The sequence below is a fragment of the Providencia sp. PROV109 genome (assembly GCF_033681625.1).
GTDB lineage: Bacteria > Pseudomonadota > Gammaproteobacteria > Enterobacterales > Enterobacteriaceae > Providencia > Providencia hangzhouensis.
In genome coordinates this window covers 3,069,132-3,091,253 of record NZ_CP096320.1, presented here as the reverse complement: position 1 = coordinate 3,091,253, position 22,122 = coordinate 3,069,132, and the positions used below count along the sequence as shown (strand labels likewise).

General features: G+C 40.1%; 19 protein-coding genes. 12 read left to right on the top strand and 7 right to left on the bottom strand.

From position 1 onward, the window contains the following. The first annotated feature begins 225 nt into the window (after window positions 1-225). The 7 genes from lepA to acpS all read left to right on the top strand — a co-directional run bounded on the left by lepA (window position 226) and on the right by acpS (window position 7,036). Window positions 226-2,019 carry a translation elongation factor 4 gene (lepA, locus tag M1F25_RS14245; protein ID WP_036959062.1) on the top strand — a complete coding sequence of 598 codons (1,794 nt, stop codon included), beginning with the start codon at window positions 226-228 and terminating at the stop codon, window positions 2,017-2,019. 17 nt (window positions 2,020-2,036) lie between these two features. After that, window positions 2,037-3,002, top strand: coding sequence for a signal peptidase I (gene lepB, locus M1F25_RS14240; RefSeq protein ID WP_004264979.1), 966 nt, complete (start codon window positions 2,037-2,039; stop codon window positions 3,000-3,002). 302 nt (window positions 3,003-3,304) lie between these two features. After that, window positions 3,305-3,985 (top strand): ribonuclease III, encoded by a 681-nt coding sequence (gene rnc / locus M1F25_RS14235; protein WP_004264978.1) that lies wholly within the window; start codon window positions 3,305-3,307, stop codon window positions 3,983-3,985. Continuing rightward, the gene (gene era / locus M1F25_RS14230) at window positions 3,982-4,890 is read left to right on the top strand and encodes a GTPase Era (protein ID WP_004264976.1); all 909 of its coding nucleotides are present in this window, start codon (window positions 3,982-3,984) and stop codon (window positions 4,888-4,890) included. The genes rnc and era overlap by 4 nt, the downstream gene beginning before the upstream one ends. Before the next feature lie 11 nt (window positions 4,891-4,901). Then, window positions 4,902-5,630, top strand: coding sequence for a DNA repair protein RecO (recO, locus tag M1F25_RS14225; protein WP_004264975.1), 729 nt, complete (start codon window positions 4,902-4,904; stop codon window positions 5,628-5,630). Between the two features lie 288 nt (window positions 5,631-5,918). Further along, window positions 5,919-6,650, top strand: a complete 732-nt coding sequence (pdxJ, locus tag M1F25_RS14220; protein ID WP_180312562.1) for a pyridoxine 5'-phosphate synthase — start codon at window positions 5,919-5,921, stop codon at window positions 6,648-6,650. Beyond that, window positions 6,650-7,036: a holo-ACP synthase gene (gene acpS / locus M1F25_RS14215; RefSeq protein WP_140172293.1), complete on the top strand. Its 387-nt coding sequence runs from the start codon at window positions 6,650-6,652 to the stop codon at window positions 7,034-7,036. The genes pdxJ and acpS overlap by 1 nt, the downstream gene beginning before the upstream one ends. An 87-nt stretch (window positions 7,037-7,123) precedes the next feature. Here acpS and M1F25_RS14210 read toward each other — a convergent pair whose 3' ends face one another. Beyond that, window positions 7,124-7,384, bottom strand: a complete 261-nt coding sequence (locus M1F25_RS14210) for a YfhL family 4Fe-4S dicluster ferredoxin (protein WP_036959019.1) — start codon at window positions 7,382-7,384, stop codon at window positions 7,124-7,126. 541 nt (window positions 7,385-7,925) lie between these two features. After that, entirely contained in the window at window positions 7,926-8,375 is a 450-nt protein-coding gene (locus tag M1F25_RS14205) for a hypothetical protein (protein ID WP_004264971.1), read from the bottom strand. Window positions 8,376-8,559: 184 nt separating this feature from the next. On the opposite strand from M1F25_RS14205, the gene leuE reads away from it, so the two are divergent. Together leuE and tadA are read left to right on the top strand one after the other, a co-directional pair. Beyond that, window positions 8,560-9,213, top strand: a complete 654-nt coding sequence (gene leuE, locus M1F25_RS14200) for a leucine efflux protein LeuE (protein WP_140172294.1) — start codon at window positions 8,560-8,562, stop codon at window positions 9,211-9,213. A 95-nt stretch (window positions 9,214-9,308) separates the two neighbouring features. After that, window positions 9,309-9,791 (top strand): tRNA adenosine(34) deaminase TadA, encoded by a 483-nt coding sequence (tadA, locus tag M1F25_RS14195; RefSeq protein ID WP_004264969.1) that lies wholly within the window; start codon window positions 9,309-9,311, stop codon window positions 9,789-9,791. Window positions 9,792-9,831: 40 nt separating this feature from the next. Here the strand turns inward: tadA and mltF are convergent, their stop codons facing one another. After that, window positions 9,832-11,496 (bottom strand): membrane-bound lytic murein transglycosylase MltF, encoded by a 1,665-nt coding sequence (gene mltF, locus M1F25_RS14190; RefSeq protein ID WP_050763803.1) that lies wholly within the window; start codon window positions 11,494-11,496, stop codon window positions 9,832-9,834. A 270-nt stretch (window positions 11,497-11,766) separates the two neighbouring features. Between mltF and purL the strand changes: the two genes are divergently transcribed. After that, window positions 11,767-15,654: a phosphoribosylformylglycinamidine synthase gene (gene purL, locus M1F25_RS14185; protein WP_112308262.1), complete on the top strand. Its 3,888-nt coding sequence runs from the start codon at window positions 11,767-11,769 to the stop codon at window positions 15,652-15,654. Between the two features lie 115 nt (window positions 15,655-15,769). Here the strand turns inward: purL and M1F25_RS14180 are convergent, their stop codons facing one another. From M1F25_RS14180 to M1F25_RS14165, 4 genes are all read right to left on the bottom strand, one after another. Beyond that, window positions 15,770-16,417 carry a 3-keto-L-gulonate-6-phosphate decarboxylase UlaD gene (locus M1F25_RS14180; RefSeq protein WP_110591972.1) on the bottom strand — a complete coding sequence of 216 codons (648 nt, stop codon included), beginning with the start codon at window positions 16,415-16,417 and terminating at the stop codon, window positions 15,770-15,772. Next, on the bottom strand, window positions 16,414-17,244 hold the full coding sequence (locus tag M1F25_RS14175; protein WP_004264964.1) for a Cof-type HAD-IIB family hydrolase: 831 nt from the start codon (window positions 17,242-17,244) through the stop codon (window positions 16,414-16,416). The genes M1F25_RS14180 and M1F25_RS14175 overlap by 4 nt, the downstream gene beginning before the upstream one ends. A 50-nt stretch (window positions 17,245-17,294) precedes the next feature. Next, window positions 17,295-17,762: a PTS sugar transporter subunit IIA gene (locus M1F25_RS14170; protein ID WP_094961694.1), complete on the bottom strand. Its 468-nt coding sequence runs from the start codon at window positions 17,760-17,762 to the stop codon at window positions 17,295-17,297. Window positions 17,763-17,834: 72 nt separating this feature from the next. Further along, window positions 17,835-19,589 carry a PTS ascorbate-specific subunit IIBC gene (locus M1F25_RS14165; RefSeq protein WP_094961695.1) on the bottom strand — a complete coding sequence of 585 codons (1,755 nt, stop codon included), beginning with the start codon at window positions 19,587-19,589 and terminating at the stop codon, window positions 17,835-17,837. Window positions 19,590-19,991: 402 nt separating this feature from the next. Here M1F25_RS14165 and ulaR point away from each other — a divergent pair, with 402 nt between their 5' ends. Both ulaR and ulaG read left to right on the top strand, forming a co-directional pair. Further along, on the top strand, window positions 19,992-20,747 hold the full coding sequence (gene ulaR / locus M1F25_RS14160; protein ID WP_036959016.1) for an HTH-type transcriptional regulator UlaR: 756 nt from the start codon (window positions 19,992-19,994) through the stop codon (window positions 20,745-20,747). 113 nt (window positions 20,748-20,860) lie between these two features. Next, complete coding sequence (gene ulaG, locus M1F25_RS14155; RefSeq protein WP_004264959.1) at window positions 20,861-21,928, top strand: L-ascorbate 6-phosphate lactonase; 1,068 nt, start codon at window positions 20,861-20,863, stop codon at window positions 21,926-21,928. Window positions 21,929-22,122: the final 194 nt, after the last annotated feature.

Genomic DNA, 22,122 nt, shown 5'->3' with positions numbered 1-22,122 from the left:
AGCGTGGTTGATGTGGTTTGTATTAATGATGAATTATGACGACTAACCTATTAACCTGATGCAGGTTTACAGTTGTTTTACATTGAATCTTTGTGTTAGCGGGTTCTTATATGTAAAATGCTGCTAATTAACAATCTTGTGATAATCATAGCATTTTAGTTTTGTCGCGATACTTGCACAAAACTGATTTTGTAAGGCAATTTAAAAGAAGATATTACCTTGAAAATCAATAATATAAGAAACTTTTCCATCATTGCTCATATCGACCATGGTAAGTCGACCTTGTCAGATCGCATTATTCAAATTTGTGGTGGCTTAACCGACCGCGAAATGGCGGCACAAGTTTTAGACTCGATGGACTTAGAGCGTGAGCGTGGGATCACTATTAAAGCACAGAGCGTGACGCTTGATTATAAAGCGTCAGATGGTGAAACTTACCAATTAAACTTCATTGACACCCCGGGTCACGTAGACTTCTCTTATGAAGTATCTCGTTCATTAGCAGCCTGTGAAGGTGCTTTGCTGGTGGTTGATGCAGGGCAAGGCGTTGAAGCTCAAACCTTGGCAAACTGTTATACCGCTATCGAAATGGATTTAGAAGTGGTTCCGGTTTTAAATAAAATTGATTTACCCGCTGCAGATCCTGAGCGTGTTGCTGATGAAATAGAAGATATTGTTGGCCTTGACGCGCATGATGCAGTTCGCTGCTCTGCAAAAACAGGTATTGGTGTTCAAGATGTGATTGAACGCCTTGTTAAAGAGATCCCACCTCCGATTGGGGATGCGGATGCGCCTTTGCAAGCACTTATTATTGACTCGTGGTTTGATAACTACTTAGGCGTTGTTTCATTGATCCGTATTAAAAACGGAACATTGAGAAAAGGCGATAAAATTAAAGTGATGAGCACCGGGCAAGTATATAATGCAGATCGCCTCGGTATTTTCACACCTAAGCAAATCGACCGTGATGTTTTGAGTTGCGGTGAAGTGGGCTGGTTAGTTTGTGCAATTAAAGACATCACTGGTGCCCCAGTTGGGGATACGCTAACAGGGGCTCGTAATCCAGCAGATAAAGCATTACCTGGTTTTAAAAAGGTTAAACCACAGGTTTACGCTGGTTTATTCCCAGTCAGTTCTGATGACTATGAATCATTCCGTGATGCACTAGGTAAGTTAAGTCTAAATGACGCGTCTTTATTTTATGAGCCAGAAACTTCTACTGCGCTAGGTTTCGGTTTCCGTTGTGGTTTCCTTGGCTTACTGCACATGGAAATCATTCAAGAACGTTTAGAACGTGAATATGACCTTGATTTGATTACCACTGCGCCAACTGTAGTGTATGAAGTGCAGCAGACCAATGGTGATATCGTGTATGTCGATAGCCCATCTAAGCTACCGGCATTGAACAATATTGAAGAATTACGCGAACCAATCGCAGAGTGTCATATGCTGATGCCTAAAGAATATTTAGGTAACGTTATTACACTTTGTATTGAGAAACGTGGCGTTCAGACCAATATGGTCTATCATGGTAATCAAGTATCGTTGACTTATGAAATCCCAATGGCAGAAGTGGTATTGGATTTCTTCGACCGCTTAAAATCAACGTCTCGTGGGTATGCATCTTTAGATTATGCATTTAAACGTTTCCAAGCATCAGACATGGTGCGTGTTGATGTTCTTATCAACAATGAGCGTGTAGATGCTTTGGCCTTGATCACTCACCGTGCGAATTCTCAATATCGCGGCCGTGAACTGGTTGAAAAAATGAAAGAGTTGATCCCGCGTCAGCAGTTCGATATTGCGATTCAAGCTGCGATCGGTAACCACATTATTGCTCGTTCTACAGTTAAACAACTGCGTAAAAACGTACTTGCTAAGTGTTATGGCGGTGACGTTAGCCGTAAGAAAAAACTGTTACAGAAGCAAAAGGATGGTAAGAAACGCATGAAGCAAGTTGGTAACGTTGAGCTACCACAAGAAGCGTTCCTTGCTATATTGCATGTTGGTAAAGACTAAGTTTACAAGGAGTCTCAATGGCTAACACCTTTGCCTTGATCCTAACACTGGCAACATTAATCACTGGGATTATATGGTGTTTAGACAAGTTTAAATTTGCACCTGCGCGTAAAGCAAAACTTAAGCAGTTACAGGATGCAACAAATGGCGCAGTGAGTGAGGCGGATGTGGCAAATGCTGTCCGCCGTCCATCATGGCTTGAAACAGGGTCGTCTATTTTCCCTGTGTTAGCGATTGTACTGATTGTGCGTTCATTTATTTATGAGCCATTTCAAATACCTTCAGGGTCAATGATGCCAACGTTGTTAGTTGGCGATTTTATGTTGGTTGAGAAATTTGCTTATGGTTTGAAAGATCCAATCACACAAACGACATTAATCGAAACAGGTAAACCGAAACGTGGTGATATCGCAGTTTTTAAATACCCTAAAGATCCTAATGTTGATTTTGTAAAACGAGTTATTGGAATGCCGGGTGATAAAATTATTTATAACCCAGATGCAAAAGAACTCACAATTTACCCTAATTGTGCAGATAACAAATGTACAGAGACCTTACCTATTGTTTATGGTCCTCTGGCGCCGAGTGAATGGACAATGTTCCTTGATATCGGTTCTGTTGTTGATAACCAAAAGGGCAATTATGAAATTCCATTAGACCAACCTCTACCAAGAAATGCATTGCGTCAATACGAACGTAGTGAAAAATTGGATACGGTTGAGCATCAAATTTTGATTATTCGTCAAGCAATTACGGAAGCAAAATATTTGCAACCAGGTATGCCAAAGAATGAATGGATTGTTCCTGAAAAGCACTATTTTATGATGGGTGACAACAGGGATAATAGCTCTGACAGCCGTATGTGGGGCTTTGTGCCGGAAGAGAATTTAGTTGGTCGCGCGGTATTTATTTGGTTAAGTCTTGATAAGCAAGAAAATGAATGGCCGACAGGTATTCGCTTTAGTCGAATTGGTCCACTATAATTTGGTTAGTGGGTCTAACTAAATGTTACAAATACGGGTTTTCGTTTGAAAACCCGTATTATCCGAAGCATTATTGTTTTACCCAGTGTACAATATAGATTAATTAATATTATTGGCTCCCCAATTATTAACTCTCCCATTTTAACTTATTGTAACTAATGGATTTTTATAATTAGTTTCACTGAGCTGCAAAAAATGCGGGAGGATTCGGAGTCAGTGCAAACGCAACAGTTTTGTAAAATGGTGCATTTTACAGGTCTGTTGCGTGTGCTTTTTTATCAAATAAAAATGGTTGGGCGCACATGAACCCCTCTTTAATAGAAAGATTACAACGTAAGCTTGGTTATCAATTCAAACAGAACGAGTTATTAATCCAAGCATTGACACATAGAAGTGCAAGCAGCAAACATAATGAACGCCTAGAATTTTTAGGTGACTCGATTTTGAGTTTTGTGATTGCAAATGACTTATACCACCGTTTTCCAAAGGTAGACGAGGGGGATATGAGTCGTATGCGAGCAACGCTTGTACGCGGAAATACATTAGCAGAAATCGCACGCGAATTTGAACTCGGTGAATGTTTACGTTTAGGGCCGGGGGAATTAAAAAGCGGTGGTTTTCGTCGCGAATCTATCCTTGCTGATACTGTTGAAGCACTGATCGGTGGTATTTTTTTAGATAGTGATATCCAAACGATCGAAAGAATTATTTTAGATTGGTATCAAAGTAGACTGGTTGAGATCAGTCCGGGTGATAAGCAAAAAGACCCGAAAACAAGGTTACAAGAATATCTGCAAGGACGCCATTTACCACTACCTAATTATTTGGTTGTTCAGGTTAAAGGTGAAGCTCACGATCAAGAATTTACGATCCACTGCCAAGTCAGTGGTATTGACCAACCGATTAATGGCGTTGGCTCAAGCCGTCGTAAAGCGGAGCAAGCAGCAGCAGAGCAAGCATTGAAAATTTTGGAGCTTGAATGAGTGAATTACAATCCCACTGTGGTTTTGTTGCCATAGTTGGACGGCCAAATGTCGGTAAATCGACATTATTGAATCAATTACTGGGGCAAAAAGTTTCGATTACTTCGAGAAAGCCACAGACGACTCGCCATCGTATTATGGGGATCCACACAGAAGATAATTACCAAATTATTTATGTTGATACCCCAGGACTTCATATTGAAGAAAAACGTGCAATTAACCGTTTAATGAATCGCGCTGCATCCAGTTCAATTGGTGATGTTGAATTAGTTATTTTTGTTGTTGAAGGAACTAATTGGACCGCTGATGATGAAATGGTACTGACTAAGTTATCTAGCTTGCGTTGCCCTGTTATATTGGCAATTAACAAAATTGATAATGTGACTGATAAAACGATACTGTTGCCACATATCAGTATGATCAGTCAGAAAATGAATTTTTTAGATGTTGTTCCTATCAGTGCAGAAAAAGGTACTGGTGTGGATACAATTGCTAAAATTGTTAAACAACATATACCTGAAGCTATTCATCATTTTCCTGAAGACTATATTACTGACCGTTCTCAGCGTTTTATGGCATCTGAGATTATCCGTGAAAAGCTCATGCGTTTCTTGGGTGATGAACTGCCATATTCGGTAACCGTCGAAATTGAACAATTTAAGGTAACAGAAGCGGGTATTTACCATATCAATGGCTTAATTCTTGTTGAGCGTGAAGGCCAAAAGAAAATGGTTATTGGTAACAAAGGGAGCAAACTGAAAACCATTGGTACCGAAGCGCGTATCGATATGGAAAGAATGTTTGATAACAAGGTACACCTTGAGCTTTGGGTTAAGGTTAAATCTGGCTGGGCTGATGACGAAAGAGCATTACGTAGCCTGGGTTATGTTGACGACCTAAAGTAGTAGGTGGCAAAGTGAGTGGTTGGCAGCGTGCGTTTGTACTCCATTCAAGGCCTTACAGTGAAACGAGTTTATTGCTCGATTTTTTTACTGAAGGCGAAGGAAAAATACGTTTACTTGCAAAAGGCGCTCGCCGTAATCGTTCACCATTAAGGGGCTGTTTACAGCCCTTCACACCTTTGTTAATCCGTTGGGGAGGCAAAGGTGAAATCAAAACCTTAATTAATGCCGACCCTGTGTCTTTGGCTCTCCCTTTAACGGGAACCGTTCTATATAGTGGTTTATACCTTAATGAATTAACCGCACGTGTATTAGAATTTGGTACACCATATTCCTCACTATTTTTTGATTACCTCTCATGCTTACAGATCCTTGCCGCAAGTGAGCACACTCCCGAATTTGCATTGCGTCGGTTTGAATTGGCTCTGCTTTCTTACCTTGGTTATGGTGTTGATTTTTTACATTGTGCTGGCAGCGGAGAGCCCGTTTCTGACACAATGACTTACCGGTATAGAGAAGAAAAAGGGTTTATTGGTAGCTTGGTTGTTGACCAGCTTAGTTTTACGGGTAAACAACTTAAGGCATTGGCGAGTCGAGAATTTCCTGACGCAGATACGCTCAAAGCAGCAAAACGTTTTACCCGACTTGCTTTAAAACCATATTTAGGCGGTAAACCTTTAAAAAGCAGAGAATTATTTCGACAGTTTACTTACTCGCCAGTTACACATAACAAACAGAGCTAAAATTGTTTTTCATTTTATTTTTTATCTAGTTTGTTACACCTCGATTACTGCAATATATCCTTTTCTCATGTGTCTTTTTAGCGGAACTGGCTCTTTCAGACAATACATTTATTTCACTGGTACAAAATCTTACGAAGCGCTTCGCAAAAATAAAATACAAATACTGAAACAGGATATACAGATTGGAATTTGCTTCGAATGGTGAGAGATTTATTCCCTCAAAGGAGAAAATTACAGTAGGATAGTAGGTAGATGAGTTTGTTAGTGTTTATTAATGGGGAATAAAAAATGGCAGAGCTTTTGTTAGGCGTAAATATCGACCATATTGCAACGGTTAGAAATGCAAGAGGAACTCAATATCCAGACCCTGTACAAGCTGCATTTGTTGCGGAGCAAGCAGGCGCTGATGGCATTACAGTGCATTTACGCGAAGATCGACGCCATATTACAGATAGAGATATCACTCTGTTGAATGAAACTATTCAAACACGTATGAATCTTGAAATGGCGGTAACTGATGAAATGATTGAAATTGCGTGCCGCATCAAACCTACTTTTTGCTGTTTAGTGCCAGAAAAGCGTGAAGAGGTAACCACTGAAGGTGGTTTAGATGTTGCGGGCCAAAAACAGAAAGTGGCTGATGCTGTAAAACGTCTGACTGACGCGGGCATTCTCGTTTCATTATTTATTGATGCGGATCATCAGCAAATTGATGCAGCACAAGAGTGTGGTGCACCATTTATTGAAATTCACACAGGGGCTTATGCTGATGCTAAATCAGAACAAGAGCAAGAGTTAGAATTTCGCCGTATTCGTGATGGTGCCGTATATGCGGCGAGTAAAGGTATTAAAGTTAATGCGGGTCATGGTTTGACATACCATAACGTTCAACGTATTGCACAGTTACCTGAAATTTATGAGCTTAATATTGGCCATGCAATTATTGGCCGTGCTTTGTTTAGTGGGTTAGCTCAAGCGGTTACTGACATGAAAAAAATCTTATTAGAAGCACGTAAATAATGGCCATTGTTGGATTAGGAACGGATATTGTTGAGATTGCTCGAATTGAGTCGGTGCTTGAACGAACCGGTGATAGTCTGGCGAAAAGAATTCTAACTGAGAATGAATTAGCCCAATATCAACAGCAATCAAAGCCAGCTCGTTTTTTAGCAAAGCGGTTTGCTGTCAAAGAAGCCGCAGCAAAAGCATTAGGAACAGGGATCCGTAATGGTTTAGCCTTTAACCAATTTGAAGTAACCAATGATAAATTGGGAAAACCATTATTAAGTTTAACTGGGGAGGCATTGGAGCTGGCGAATCGGTTAAAAGTTACGCATTACCATGTTTCTATTACCGATGAACGTCACTATGCATCTGCTACAGTTATCATAGAAAGTATTTCTTGAATCAATGTAATACCGAGCTGCCAGTAAAAATCACTGGCAGCATTTAAGGATAACTAGATAAATAATTGGATATAAGTGAAGTTAAACCTAAATTTTATCGGCGTGATGAATTGCAACAAACTTATCCCAAAGCTGTTCTTCAGTTTCGATATGTTGAGGATCTGTGATGATTGTATTAGTAATTGGGCAAACGGACTGGCAAGTAGGTTTGTCGTAATGGCCTACACATTCAGTACATAGTGTTGAGTCAATTTCGTAAATTTCGTCACCCATAAATATTGCATCATTTGGGCATTCGGGTTCACACATATCGCAATTGATACAGCGTTTTGTAATTAATAAAGACATATCAGTGATTTACATTGTATTAAGTTAAAAACTAGTAACTTATACCTTGCACCTATTCGTTACTTTCGTTTGGTTCTTATATTTTTATGCCATGTATTTTACCTGCAAAGCCTGAAAAAAGTAACAACAAATCATAGTGTAGATGTTTTACATCATTTAAATGATAAATTTGTATTTTTAGCGTTCAATTTTTTGCTATACCAGAATATTGGTATCCTTTTCTGTTATTGTATTCACATCTGGATCGTTATTTTCTATTTTTAAATAATCAGTAAACTAGAATGTAATAATAAAGTGAATTAAGATAAGAATGTAAATATACCTATGCTAAATAATCGAAACTAGGGTGAAAGATAAGATTATTTATTTAAATAGACCTAATGTTAATAGTGTGGTGAAGTTTTAATGTTGATGATCTTATACCGCTTTTCTTTCTTTATTAAAATATGATTTTAAAGTTGATTATTTAAATAAGGGGCAAATTAATACCCCTTGTGACTAATTTAAGGTGTCATAAAATATACGTAATATAAGGAAGGTATTATATGATGCTATAGCTATGAGTTTTCCAGCTTTTATCTTTTTCAGCTTGACTGAATATATGGATAAGGCCATTGGCGATAAATAGAGTTGCCGATTGAATTGTACTTCCAACAGTAAATTCATCAACATAGAGTAGTTTTATGCCAGCTTTATCGTCAATTTCATATAATTCGACGATTTTCTCGCTTAAATTATATCCATATAAGTATTGTTTATTATCTACTGTATCATAAAATGCTTGAATATTACCAAGGTAGGATCTTAATTTGCCTTTTTGCGCAGGAGCATTTGGTTCAATTTTACCATTATCAGCCATAGCATAGACAACGTAAGTTTTATCTTTTGAGTGGCCTAAAAAATAATTACGTTTTGCGGCATTGAATGTCATTGTTGTTGGATAAAACTCTTCAAATGAACCGTCTTGTACCAATCTTCTAATGATAGCCATATATTTATTCCTTTTACTATTAATAATGAATAATAATTTGATTGCCTAGTTATCATAAATAAATAAGTTAGATTTAAAATAATCTTTATTATTAGTTCATTTCATATATCTAATAAATAGAATAAATATTCACAAAGATTGAAAGTTGTGATAAAAATAATAAAAAAGATAAAGGGTTGAAAATATGTTCGAAAATCTTGGTGTTCTTAACTTTTGGACTTACCTAGCTGGGCTTGTTTTAATCATTATCGTACCAGGGCCTAACTCATTATATGTATTAAAAACAAGTACTTCGAGTGGGGCTCGGTTTGGTTATCGTGCTGCTCTAGGGGTATTTACTGGGGATGGGATATTAATTTTCCTGTCATTTATTGGTGTAGCTTCGGTAATCAAAGCTTCTCCAACATTATTTATGATAGTGCGCTATTTAGGGGCTGCTTATTTACTATATTTAGGTTGTAAGATTTTATATAGCACATTTATGCATAAAAAGTCGAATCAAGACGGCACTGACACTATTTCAATTAAAACTAAAACAGAAAACCATTTTACTCGAGCCTTAGTGCTGAGCTTAACAAACCCGAAAGCAATTCTATTTTATATTTCTTTCTTTATACAATTTGTTGATTTTAATTACTCTCATGCATGGGTGCCTTATCTTGTACTCGCGACGATCTTAGAATTAGTCAGTTTTTTATACTTAAGCTTATTGATTTTTAGTGGTTACTTGATAGCTCGTTTTTTACGTGAAAAGCAGCTCCTTGCAAAACTTGGAAATTGTACGGTAGGCGCTTTCTTTATGGGTTTTGCAGCTAAATTAGCGATTTTTAGCAATTAAAATTAGGTTGTTATTATAAAGGCAAAAGCATTTTAATTGCGGTCATTCTAACATTTAAGGATAATCACGTATAAACGCATTGGTTAGAGGTAAGAGTGACACAAATAGAAATTGATGAGTATTGGATGCAACAAGCCATTGAACTTGCGCTAAAAGCACAAGATCTTGGCGAAATTCCTGTCGGTGCGGTCTTAGTGAAAGATAACCATTTGGTTGCCTCGGGGTGGAATCGTTCTATTATTGACCACAATCCGACTGCACATGCTGAGATTATGGCTTTGCAACAAGCAGGGCAAGAGCTATCAAATTATCGGTTATTAGATACCACCTTATATGTCACGTTAGAGCCTTGTATTATGTGTGCAGGTGCAATGATCCACAGCCGTATTAGCCGTGTAGTTTATGGTGCTAAGGACTTTAAAACTGGAGCTTGTGGTTCTTACCTAGATATCATGGGGCAAGCAGGGTTAAATCATTATGTGGATGTTACTGGTGGTGTTCTAGAACAGCAATGTTCTTCAATGCTGAGTGCTTTTTTTAAGCTGCGTAGAGCCCAAAAAAAAGAACAAAAGCGCTAATATGGTAAATTTTAGCGCTCCCATTTTATTTCAGCATGATTTATAACGGTTTCTCAGGTGCTTTTAGTGGTGTGATGGGCGTTTTATCATCGGTTTCATCGGTATTTTGCGATGGATGTAGTGAAAGCAAATACTTTCCTAATGGTAGTCTTTTTTCTTCAAGTGTTTTAGGTGGTTGCGTTGCAGAACTCATTTTACCTAAATGCGTAGTACTCACTTTTTCAGGAATAGGGGACTGATTTTGAATCGTTTGAGACTCAGCTGCTGTCAGGTTTTCTGGTGAAATTAAATAAATAAGTGATTTTTGTGCAATATCAAGTGCATGCTGTTTTCTTTCTTGGCTTTGTAAGTAACCAACTAAACTTTGATGATAACGACGAATATTCTCAACGTAACGATAAGCTTCGTGGCCACGTGCATAACCATAAGTGAGCTGTGAGTAATATTTTTTCTGTGTCAATAAAGGTAAGCGAGCTTTCACATCTAACCACCGGTTAGGGTCTCCGCCTAACATTTCAGTTAATTTACGTACATCCTGCATATGCCCATACCCCATATTATAGGCAGAAAGGGCGAACCAGATGCGGTCATCTTCTTCGATGGTTTCAGGTAAACGTTCCATAATATAAGCAAGATAAGCGGCACCACCCTTAATACTTTCTTCTGGGTCTAACCTGTCAGCAATACCCATTGTTGTTGCCGTTGGCTTGGTTAACATCATTAGCCCACGTACACCTGTAGGCGAAGTCGCTAAAGGGTCCCAATGGGACTCTTGCCATGCGATAGCTGCTAATAATTTCCAGTCAATCACCTGAGCATATTTTTCAAACAGCGGTTGATACTCGGGAAGTTTATTATCAATTGCCTTTATAAATGCCATTGTGTCGAAATAATCGAAGGATTCTACATGGCTAAAATATTTTTCATTAAGGCGTGCGAGTAATTCGGTTTCATGACTGAGATTGAAGAAGTCAAGTAACGCAGCGTCTAAACTGTTTTCTTTGCTACGACGCATATACCAAGTGATAGCATGTTCATCCAATAAATCAAAAGCTACGGCAATTTGGGGGTGAATACGTTGCTGTAGTGCAACCGCAATAGAGTCTTCTAACGTGTAGTCAACCTCGCCATCAGCAACCATTTCAAGGATTTGACTGGTATTGTATTTTGAAGTTTCTTCCCACTTTAGGTCTGGGTATTCTTTGGACAATTCTTTAAGTGTACTTGCATGAGCTGTGCCAGCGGTAACTAATAATTTACCATTAATTTCATTGAAATTTTTGGGACGGTTTGTTCCTTTGCGATATACAAGTTGTTGAGTAACATTAAGATAGCTTGGACCGGTTTTCGTTTTGGCTAAACGGTCTTTGTTATACAGCAGGCCCGCTACCGCGATATCAGCATCACCATTTTCAAGGTCATCGAATATTTGCTCGAATGTTGGGCGGATGGTTATTTTGAGTTTAACTCCTAGGTATGAGGCAAAGCCTTGAGCCAGCTCGTAGTCAAACCCGCGCAGCTGTTTTTGCTCATCAATATAGATTAGTGGCGAGCTAACGGCACTAATACGTAATTCACCTTGAGAAATAATTTTATTAATTTGTGAATTCTGCGTATTGGGCCAACGGACGTTAAAACCGATGACCATAGTAGCCAGTAGCGCGATGACCACGACAATTAAATAGTTAACTTTTAAGTTATTCAAATAATAGTTTCTCGTGCATTGACTGGTGCTGTATGTCCATAAAAGAGTATGGCTAAGTAATGGTTATAATTCCAGTAGTCGGCTATTTTGCTCAACATTTAGGAAGGGTGCAACCTATATTATCGTATTTAGCACAGAATAATATTTAACTAATCGCTTTATTTTTAATCACGCAAACGGTTTCGTATTGATGAACATTGCTCTATAATGTGTTCCGGTTTCCCTGCTTTCATGTTCAGGGCTGGCGTTTAAAAGAGAGAAATTAAGACGATGGAAATTTTGCGTGGTTCACCTGCTCTATCAGCATTTCGTATTACCCGCCTTTTGGCACTGTTTGTAGAAAAACAGCTTCCTGTCACGGATATCTATGCTGAGTATATGCACTTTGCTGAAGTTTCGGCGCCGTTGAGTGATAGTGAGCAAGGCAAACTGAGCAGTTTGTTAAAGTACGGCCCTTCTCTGGCAGAGCACGACCCATTCGGTAAGCTTATTTTAGTGACTCCTCGTCCGGGAACTATTTCTCCATGGTCTTCAAAAGCAACAGATATTGCACACAACTGTGGTCTTAATCAAGTCAAGCGTATTGAACGCGGAGTTGCTTATTATGTCCAAGGTGATGCACTGACCCAAGAGCAGTGGCATGAAGTGATCGCTATTTTGCACGATCGCATGATGGAAAGCATTTTCTCTTCTTTTGAACAAGCGAGCGCATTATTTGTGCAGCACCAGCCAGCACCAATGAAATCTATTGATGTGATTGCGGGTGGTCGTATTGCATTGGAAACAGCAAACAGGGAAATGGGACTGGCATTAGCTGATGACGAAATTGATTACCTGTTAGAGGCCTTTGTCGGGTTAAAACGTAATCCAACGGATGTTGAGCTTTACATGTTTGCTCAAGCAAACTCAGAACACTGTCGCCACAAAATCTTTAATGCAGATTGGGTGATTGATGGCGAAGAGCAGCCTAAATCGCTGTTTAAAATGATTAAAAATACGTTTGAAAAAACACCTGACCACGTTTTATCGGCATATAAAGATAACGCAGCCGTGATGGAAGGTTCGCCTGTTGGTCGTTTCTTCCCTGAGCCTGAAGGGCGCACTTACCGCTATCACCAAGAAGATGCTCATATCTTAATGAAAGTGGAAACCCATAACCACCCAACAGCGATTTCGCCTTGGCCAGGCGCAGCAACAGGCTCTGGTGGTGAAATTCGTGATGAAGGCGCAACAGGTCGCGGCGCGAAGCCAAAAGCAGGTTTAGTCGGTTTTTCGGTTTCTAACCTACGTATTCCTGGTTTTGAACAGCCTTGGGAAGAAGATTTCGGTAAACCAGAGCGCATTGTGACCGCTTTGGATATTATGATGGAAGGGCCATTAGGCGGTGCGGCATTTAATAATGAATTTGGCCGCCCTGCGTTATTAGGCTATTTTCGTACTTATGAAGAAAAGGTTAATAGCCACAATGGAGAAGAGTTACGTGGTTATCATAAGCCGATTATGTTAGCGGGGGGCATAGGAAATATCCGTGCAGACCACGTACAGAAAGGCGAAATTACGGTCGGTGCAAAACTCATTGTACTCGGTGGCCCTTCAATGAATATCGGGTTAGGTGGTGGAGCTGCATCATCAATGGCATCGGGCCAATCAGATGCAGACCTGGATTTTGCTTCGGTACAGCGCGATAACGCAGAGATGGAACGCCGTTGCCAAGAAGTCATAGATAGCTGCTGGCAACTTGGTGATGATAACCCAATTTTATTTATCCATGACGTAGGCGCAGGCGGTTTGTCGAACGCAATGCCAGAATTGGTCAGTGATGGTGGCCGTGGTGGGCGCTTTGAGTTACGTAAGATTCTCAATGATGAGCCAGGAATGAGCCCATTGGAGGTCTGGTGTAACGAATCTCAAGAACGTTATGTAATGGCCGTTTCACCAGAGCAGCTTCCTGTGTTCACCGCAATTTGTGAGCGTGAACGTGCGCCGTTTGCAGTGATTGGGGAAGCCACTGAAGAACGTCATTTGACATTAAATGATGAACATTTTGCTAACCAACCGATTGATATGCCACTGGATGTTTTATTAGGCAAAACGCCAAAAATGTTGCGTGATGTAAAAACATTAAAGGCGGAACCGGATTCATTAGACAGAACAGCGATTAATTTAAATGAAGCGGTGAAACGTGTCCTGCATTTACCAGCCGTAGCTGAAAAAACATTCTTAATTACCATTGGCGACCGAACCGTTACAGGCATGGTTGCTCGTGATCAGATGGTTGGCCCATGGCAAATTCCTGTCGCTGACTGTGCAGTAACGGCTGCAAGTTTAGATAGCTACTATGGGGAATCCATGTCTATTGGTGAAAGAACGCCAGTAGCATTGGTGGATTTCGCTGCATCAGCACGCATGGCCGTGGGTGAAGCATTAACCAATATTGCATGTTCATATGTGCAAGATTTAAAACGCGTTAAATTGTCTGCAAACTGGATGGCAGCGGCAGGGCATCCGGGGGAAGACGCAGGTTTATATGAAGCGGTTAAAGCGGTAGGGGAAGAGCTTTGTCCTGCGCTAGGCCTAACCATCCCTGTTGGTAAAGATTCCATGTCAATGAAAACCCGTTGGCAGCAGGATGGTGAAGAACGTGAAATGACGTCGCCACTTTCCTTGGTGATTAGTGCATTTGGCCGTGTTGAAGATGTCCGCTTAACAGTGACACCTGAGTTAAAAACAGGTCATGATAATGCCTTGTTATTAATTGACCTCGGGCAAGGCCATAACGCGCTGGGCGGTTCTGCACTCGCACAGGTATATCGTCAGTTAGGCAATAAAGCCCCTGATGTACGTAGCCCTGAAGTATTGCTTGGCTTCTTTAATACCATTCAGAAGTTATTATCCGAGCAAAAATTATTAGCCTATCATGACCGCTCAGATGGCGGCTTATTCGTCACTTTAGTGGAAATGGCTTTTGCGGGTCATTGCGGTATTAATGTTGATATTAGCTCTTTTGATGAAGACACGCTCGCAGCATTATTCAACGAAGAGTTAGGCGCTGTCATTCAAATTAATGAAGCCGATAGAGAGTATGTGGCAGAATGTTTTGCACAAGCAGGGCTTGCAGGCTGTGTTCATTATTTAGGTTCTGCAATACAAGATGATGCCGTGATCATCAATAGCCGAGATACGGTTGTTTACCGCGAATCTCGCAGTTTATTGCGCCAATGGTGGGCTGAAACGACTTGGCAAATGCAGCGCTTGCGTGATAACGAAGTGTGTGCCGACGAAGAACATACAATGAAACAGGATAACCAAGACCCAGGTTTGAATGTGAAATTGACTTATGACATTGAAGAAGACATTGCTGCGCCATTTATTTTGTCAGGTGTACGTCCTAAAGTAGCTGTTTTACGTGAACAAGGTGTGAACTCACATGTGGAAATGGCGGCAGCCTTTGACCGTGCTGGTTTCGATGCAATTGATGTGCATATGAGTGATTTACTCGCAGGTAACTTGTCTTTGGAACAATTCCAAGCATTAGTGGCTTGTGGCGGTTTCTCTTATGGTGACGTATTAGGTGCGGGTGAAGGTTGGGCAAAATCTATTTTATTCAACAATAAAGTCCGTGATGAATTTGAGACATTCTTTAACCGTGCTGATACTTTATCTCTGGGGGTATGTAATGGTTGCCAGATGATGTCGAACTTACATACGCTTATCCCAGGTGCTGAATTCTGGCCTCGTTTTGTACGTAACCGTTCTGAACGTTTTGAAGCACGCTTTAGCTTAGTTGAAATAGCAAAAAGCCCATCACTGTTACTGCAAGATATGACAGGTTCTCGTATGCCGATAGCGGTTTCTCATGGGGAAGGGCAAGTGGAAACCCGTGCAGCCGCACATTTACAGCAATTAGAAGATAATGGGCTGGTGGCAATGCGCTTCGTGAATAACTACGGTCAGGTAACCGAGCAATATCCAGCTAACCCGAATGGGTCAGTTAATGGTATTACGTCGGTGACCTCGAAAGATGGCCGAGCAACGATCATGATGCCGCACCCTGAGCGTGTTTTCCGCACTGTGAGCAATTCATGGCACCCTGAAAATTGGGGAGAAGATAGCCCGTGGATGCGCATTTTCCGTAACGCACGTAAGCAATTAGGTTAATAAATCACAAGTTTGATAGATTGTTGAAAAGGCCAGCTATTTTGCTGGCCTGAATTTTAATCGAGTGAGTTTTAAACGGAAAGGTCGGTTTTTGAGTCAGAATTATTCCTAATTACTATTTCCAAAAACGGTCAATTTGTTCCCTTAGTGCTTCCGCCGTTTTTTGGCCTTTTTCACCCACTAACGCACGGCCAGCAATAAAGGCTTTTGCATTGATACCATTAAATAAATGCAGGTCTTCTGGAATTATCCCGCCTGTAATTGAGAGTTCTAGTCCTAAATCAGACAGTTTGCGCATTTTTTCGATATCTTCATTGGTCCAGCCAATACCAGCGAGTTCTGCATCACGGGAACGATGGTAAATAGCTTGCGAAATGCCAAGTTCAACCCAATTTTTAGCATCGTCAAAAGTCCAATTACCATAGATTTCAATTTGGATTTCACGATTAAACTCATCGGCAACTTTTTTACAGGCAGCTATAGTGGCAATATGTGCCGCCGCTGATACTGTGATCCAATCTGCTCCCGCTTCAAATGCCATTTTCGATAAAATGGCTCCACCATCCGTGGTTTTCATATCGCAAACTAGAATGTGGTTGGGATATTTTTGACGTAAAGTCGCGACCGCATTCATACCTTCTGCAAAAGCTAAGATTGTGCCCACTTCAATAATATCAACGAAAGTGTGTACATTTTCAGCCACTTCGAGTGCAGCCGGTAAGTTGGTTTGGTCTAGAGCTATTTGGATCAAAGGCTTTGTCATTGTGATTGTCCTAAAATATTTTCATGTATGAGACGCGCAAGGCCATCACCATTGTTATCGGTAGCACAAACGAAATCCGCATGGGACTTCACGGTGTCATCAGCATTTTTCATTGCAACCCCTAAGCCTGCTAGCTTAATCATGGAGATATCGTTGTGATTATCACCAACAGCAATAACTTGCTTCGAGTCATAACCCAGAGAATGAAGATACTCAGCTAAACGCGTGCCTTTGTTATTGCCTTTAGCAGCAAAATCGAAACGGTTTGACCATGATTTTTCTGCATTAAAAGTTTGTTTTATCCAAGGTGAGTTTAAGAAGCGCTCTAACGTAGCCGGTTCACCTTCGACGACAAATTTCCAAATATAGTCAGCGTGCTGGACTTGTTCTTCAAATGAATCAATGCGATAAATTTTTGGCGGATGGGCCATGGTTGGGTCGTTAGCCCATTGCTCCATCGCGCTCATGTAATCGATGGGATCGATTTTTGAATACACCATGGCATCGGTGATATACATCACCATTTTCAGTTTGTCCTGTTGCGCCAGTTCAATAAAAGTGAGCGCGTTCTCTTTGGTGAGAGCATTGTGTGTGAGAACTTTTTCATTTTGGTAATCATAAATATAAGTACCATTGCAACAAATAATTGGCGTGGTTAAACCAAGCTCATCATAATAGGGGCGAGCTGCGGTATGATGGCGACCCGTGACTATCATGACATGGCATTGTTTTGCTGCTTTGTGAATGGCTTGTTTGACGGCTGGGTGGATAGTGTGTTCTTGAGTTAAAACTGTGCCATCTAAATCAAGCGCTAATACGTTATACATAGTTGATTACCTCTATTGCTAATTAATGATTCTTTTTTATTATCATTAAATTAGCATAATGCTTGGTCAATAACCTGATAAACATCATCAATGGTGCGGCAGCGACGTAATTTATCAAGATCGACACCGGTTTCACTGTTTTCATCATCGAGAACGCGAGTCACTTCCATCAAGCCTTCCATATGTTCATCTGATGAGCTACCCGCTAAGGTGATCAGCACATCAACGGGTTCATCCTCGCCATCAAAAATAATGGGTTTGTCTAGTGTGACTAAAGCAAAGGCTGTTTTTAGTACACCATCTTCAGGTCTTGCATGGGGAAGGGCCAAATTAGGCGCGATACAAATATAAGGCCCAAGTTTTTCGACGCTGCTGATGATTGCCTCATGATAACTGGGTTTTATCGCCCCCGAAGCGATGAGCAGGTCTGTACCTATCTTAATAGCATCACGCCAGTTATCAGCGGATGCTTGTAGCTGTATCGAATTATTGTCGATTAGTGATTGTTTAAATCCCATCATTGCCTTCCTATTTTTCAACGTTAAGGGAGTAGATACCGTTATGAGCGATATCTATTCCTATGACTTAGGCTATTTATTTCCGATAAAATTAGTATGTATGATATCGAGTAGTTCATCACCGAATGAGTTAGGGTTGAGCATATTTTGTACGCCAAGCACAAATTTCCCATCACCGGGGTCCATTTCTGAGCTTAAATGCTTAGAGGAAACGATAATATCAGTGGCTGTTAATTTTGATTTATAGTCAGATACGGCGCAGGAGTCCATGATGTGTGGGATCCCTTTTTTCTCAAGATACTGGCCAATTTTCATTTTCATCATCATTGACGAGCCTTGTCCATTACCGCAAACTGCTAAGATACGTACAGGTTTAGCGCCGCTATTTTCAAGTGGGGCTGCTTCAGCTTTCTGATTGATCTGAATTTCAGTTTCGGTTGGACTTTGTGCGTCTTCTTCAGCGCGTAATTTTTTTGCGGCAAAGTACATATAGACAAAGGAGAGGGCGACAACCACAAAGAAGAACATTTTAGAGAAAGACAAACCTTGCATAATGACAGGGAAAGCTAATGCCCAGTCGGCCATTCCCATCCAACCGCTAAATTCAGTACCTTGTCGATTGATAAGATCAATGGCCCAAGCAGAACCTAATATCTCGATAACGCCCATGACAAAACAGACTTTCATAACCGCTTTCCAGCCGCCAAAATGGTTTGCAAAGATACCAATAGTGGCGTTGGAGAAAAACATTGGGATAAAACCAGGAATAATCATAATTGGCGAGTTAAATGCCAACATACCCAGAACGGCAACAAATTGCCCAATTGCCCCCCACATAAAGCCAAACACCATCGCATTAGGTGAGAAAGCGTAGATTGCCGCACAATCGATAGCGAGCACAGCGTTGGGAATGACACGTTCGGAGATTCCTTTAAAGGCCTCAGAAAGCTCGGCAACAAACATTCGCACACCCGTTACAATGATTTGGATAGCAACGGCAAACTTTAAACCTGTTTCAATAATATAAATGGTCCAGTGGGTGGTCCCTGCCATGGTTTGCAGATTAGGTATACCAAAGGAAATTAAGATCACACCAAAGAATAAGGTCATCACAATGGCAGTAGCGGAAATACTGTCATGGAAGATATGCAGCCATTTGGGCAGTTTTAAATTATCAACACTGTCTTTTCTATCCCCCAATTTCGGGGAAACTTTGGTTGCTATCCATGAGGCAAACTGCTGCTGGTGGCCGATAGAAAAACCGGCACCGCCAGTAACTTCTTGCGTTGGCTTAAACATAATATTGGAAGAAATTCCCCAATACAGCGCCATTAATACCGCAGAATACAAAATGGTTTCCCACATGCTTGAGCCAAGCACAAAATAGAAAACAGCGATTAGGCCTGCTTGTTGAAACATAATATGCCCTGTCAACATAATGGTACGAATACCCGTGACGCGGCGAAAAAGGACTAAAACAATATTAATTGCGAGAGCTAATAAAACGGTATAGCCCACCCAAGAATAGTTATCACCCATGGCTTCCATTGTCGCCATCATTGACGTATATGGGTCAATAACTGAGCCCGTAAGTCCATGGTATTCAGACATTTTTTCTATTACGGGTTTAAAACTGGAAACTAAAGTACTGGCTCCAACGCCAACTAGCATAAAACCAACAATCGTTTTGATTGTCCCTTTGAGGATTGTCGTGCCATCGCGCTTTAATAGCCAATAACCAATAAATGTGACTAAGCCTAATAATAGAGGCGCTTTTGTCATTACTTGGCTGTAAAAAATATAGAAAGCGTCGTATAAAAAATCCATATTTTTACCTCTAATCAAATTGTATTTGTAATTTATCTGGGTCAGAGATGATTCATATTGATCGTATCTGGTGTTATTGCGATATAATCATTTAAAGGGGTTAAACAATCCCGCAAAAATCAAATGTGATCATATGTAATCACGAATTGCTCTTTTATGATTGTTTGCATTTGTCTGTTTTTTTACCAGTAAAAAAATAAATAAATGGCGACTTGATCACGTAAAATTTAAAATATCCATATATATCAATGTGATATTTTTACTTGAATCAAATATTGTTTTTTTGCATAAGCAAAGGTTGACAATATTAGATGAGATAAATAGAATCAAAACTAATCACTAGTAATCATTTTGAGTCATATGTCATCATGGTCGTGATTATTAACTAATAAGGCGATGATTATGAATGAAGTGCAAAGACACAATGAAATATTGTCGTTATTGGAAACGCATCGAGTGATCAATGTTTCTCATATAACCGAACAATTTAGTGTGTCTCCTGCAACTGCTCGTCGTGATATTTCAAAGTTAGATGGGCAAGGTAAATTGCGAAAAGTCCGTAATGGCGCAGAACGTATTGAAAATAAAAAGCGTAAGTGGACACCGTTAAACATCAATAGTACTGAGCACTATGAAGAAAAGTCTGAAATCGCAATTAAAGCGGCAGAACTTTGTCTTCCGGGAGAAAGCGCTGTAATTAACTGTGGTTCAACCGCGTTTATGTTAGGGCAGCAGTTGTGCGGTAAAAACGTGCAAATTGTGACGAATTATTTTCCATTAGCGAGTTATTTGATTGACCAAGACCATGATGACGTCATTTTAATCGGTGGGCAGTATAACAAAGCACAAAACATTTTTTTGAATCCTGCTTTGAACACGTTAATGGGCTATGCCGGTAACTGGATGTTTACTTCAGGTAAAGGATTAACGGAAGCTGGCTTATACAAAGCGGATATGTTAACTGCGGTAGCAGAGCAGCAAATGCTTGACCAAATTGATAAATTAGTCGTTGTTGTAGACAGTTCCAAAGTGGGTCATCGAACGGGAATGTTATTTTGCCCAGCTAATAAGATAGATGTTCTTATCACTGGAAGAAATGCCAATGCTGAGGTTATCAAAGCGATTGCCGAGCAGGGCACGCGAGTGATACTGGTTTAATTCCGTCGAATACCTGATTTTTTAATATAGACAAATTCAGCTGCCATGCCTTAATTTCTCGATTAAGGCATCAGGCTTCCTACATCTAAAATTCTAGAAAAGGTATTGTTACTATGAGCAAAGTAAATGAAATCACACGTGAATCTTGGATTTTAAGTACGTTTCCTGAGTGGGGAACGTGGCTAAATGAAGAAATTGAAAAAACGGTTGTTGAACCCAATACCTTTTCAATGTGGTGGCTGGGGTGCACAGGTATTTGGTTAAAGAGTGAGGGAAATACCAATGTTTGTATCGATTTTTGGTGTGGAACAGGGAAAAAAACGCAAAAAAATCCACTCATGAATAAGCAACACCAAATGATGCGTATGGGCGGTGTTGAAGCGCTACAACCAAACTTACGTACTGCGATTTTCCCTTTAGATCCGTTTGCGATTAAAGAAGTTGATGCAATTTTAGCCTCTCATGACCATGCTGACCATATCGATGTCAATGTCGCTGCTGCGGTAATGCAAAACTGTGGTGACCACGTTAAATTTATTGGCCCTCAAGCTTGTGTGGATTTATGGATAAAATGGGGAGTACCAACCGAACGTTGCGTTGTTGCCAAAGTCGGTGATGTACTGGAAGTGGGGGATATGAAAATCCGTGTGTTAGACTCATTTGACCGCACGGCACTAGTGACATTGCCACAGGGTGTTTCTTCTTATGATAAGCAAATTTTAGATGGTATGGATTCACGTGCAGTGAATTACCTGATTGAAACAACAGGTGGCTCTATTTATCATTCAGGCGATTCACATTATTCAAACTATTATGCGGCTCACGGTAACCGTTATCAGATTGATGTGGCATTGCTTTCCTATGGAGAGAACCCACGTGGTGTGACCGATAAAATGACGTCATCCGATATTTTACGTGCGGCAGAGTCATTAGATTGCGAGCGGGTTATTCCATTCCACCATGATATTTGGGCTAACTTCCAAAATGATCCGCGGGAAATTGAAGTCTTGTGGAATATGAAAAAAGAGCGTTTGCAATATAAATTTGCCCCGTTCTTCTGGCAAGTGGGTGGGAAATATACTTATCCAACAGATAAAGACCGCATGCATTATCAACATTTCCGTGGCTTTAGTGATATTTTCAAAAATGAACCTGAATTGCCATATAAAGCGTTTTTATAATTAATCCTGCTATTAAAATCAGCGTTTAAGGAAACTTAGACGCTGTTTTTTTATTGCATTTAAAAAATATATATATTCAAATAATATGTACTGCCAATATATTTATTATCTATGTGGCATTATTTTTTATTAATCTACTGACGTTGACTGTCTTAATTTAATATTTTCTAATGTTAGTGTTATCAATGTAGATA

What these genes read in the sequence shown, in the direction of transcription:
- lepB (WP_004264979.1), top strand. Translation starts at nt 2,037, where the DNA reads ATGGCTAACACCTTTGCCTTGATCCTAACACTGGCAACATTAATCACT.
- rnc (WP_004264978.1), top strand. Translation starts at nt 3,305, where the DNA reads ATGAACCCCTCTTTAATAGAAAGATTACAACGTAAGCTTGGTTATCAA.
- era (WP_004264976.1), top strand. Translation starts at nt 3,982, where the DNA reads ATGAGTGAATTACAATCCCACTGTGGTTTTGTTGCCATAGTTGGACGG.
- pdxJ (WP_180312562.1), top strand. Translation starts at nt 5,919, where the DNA reads ATGGCAGAGCTTTTGTTAGGCGTAAATATCGACCATATTGCAACGGTT.
- acpS (WP_140172293.1), top strand. Translation starts at nt 6,650, where the DNA reads ATGGCCATTGTTGGATTAGGAACGGATATTGTTGAGATTGCTCGAATT.
- M1F25_RS14210 (WP_036959019.1), bottom strand. Translation starts at nt 7,384, where the DNA reads ATGTCTTTATTAATTACAAAACGCTGTATCAATTGCGATATGTGTGAA.
- M1F25_RS14205 (WP_004264971.1), bottom strand. Translation starts at nt 8,375, where the DNA reads ATGGCTATCATTAGAAGATTGGTACAAGACGGTTCATTTGAAGAGTTT.
- leuE (WP_140172294.1), top strand. Translation starts at nt 8,560, where the DNA reads ATGTTCGAAAATCTTGGTGTTCTTAACTTTTGGACTTACCTAGCTGGG.
- purL (WP_112308262.1), top strand. Translation starts at nt 11,767, where the DNA reads ATGGAAATTTTGCGTGGTTCACCTGCTCTATCAGCATTTCGTATTACC.
- M1F25_RS14180 (WP_110591972.1), bottom strand. Translation starts at nt 16,417, where the DNA reads ATGACAAAGCCTTTGATCCAAATAGCTCTAGACCAAACCAACTTACCG.
- M1F25_RS14175 (WP_004264964.1), bottom strand. Translation starts at nt 17,244, where the DNA reads ATGTATAACGTATTAGCGCTTGATTTAGATGGCACAGTTTTAACTCAA.
- M1F25_RS14170 (WP_094961694.1), bottom strand. Translation starts at nt 17,762, where the DNA reads ATGGGATTTAAACAATCACTAATCGACAATAATTCGATACAGCTACAA.
- M1F25_RS14165 (WP_094961695.1), bottom strand. Translation starts at nt 19,589, where the DNA reads ATGGATTTTTTATACGACGCTTTCTATATTTTTTACAGCCAAGTAATG.
- ulaR (WP_036959016.1), top strand. Translation starts at nt 19,992, where the DNA reads ATGAATGAAGTGCAAAGACACAATGAAATATTGTCGTTATTGGAAACG.
- ulaG (WP_004264959.1), top strand. Translation starts at nt 20,861, where the DNA reads ATGAGCAAAGTAAATGAAATCACACGTGAATCTTGGATTTTAAGTACG.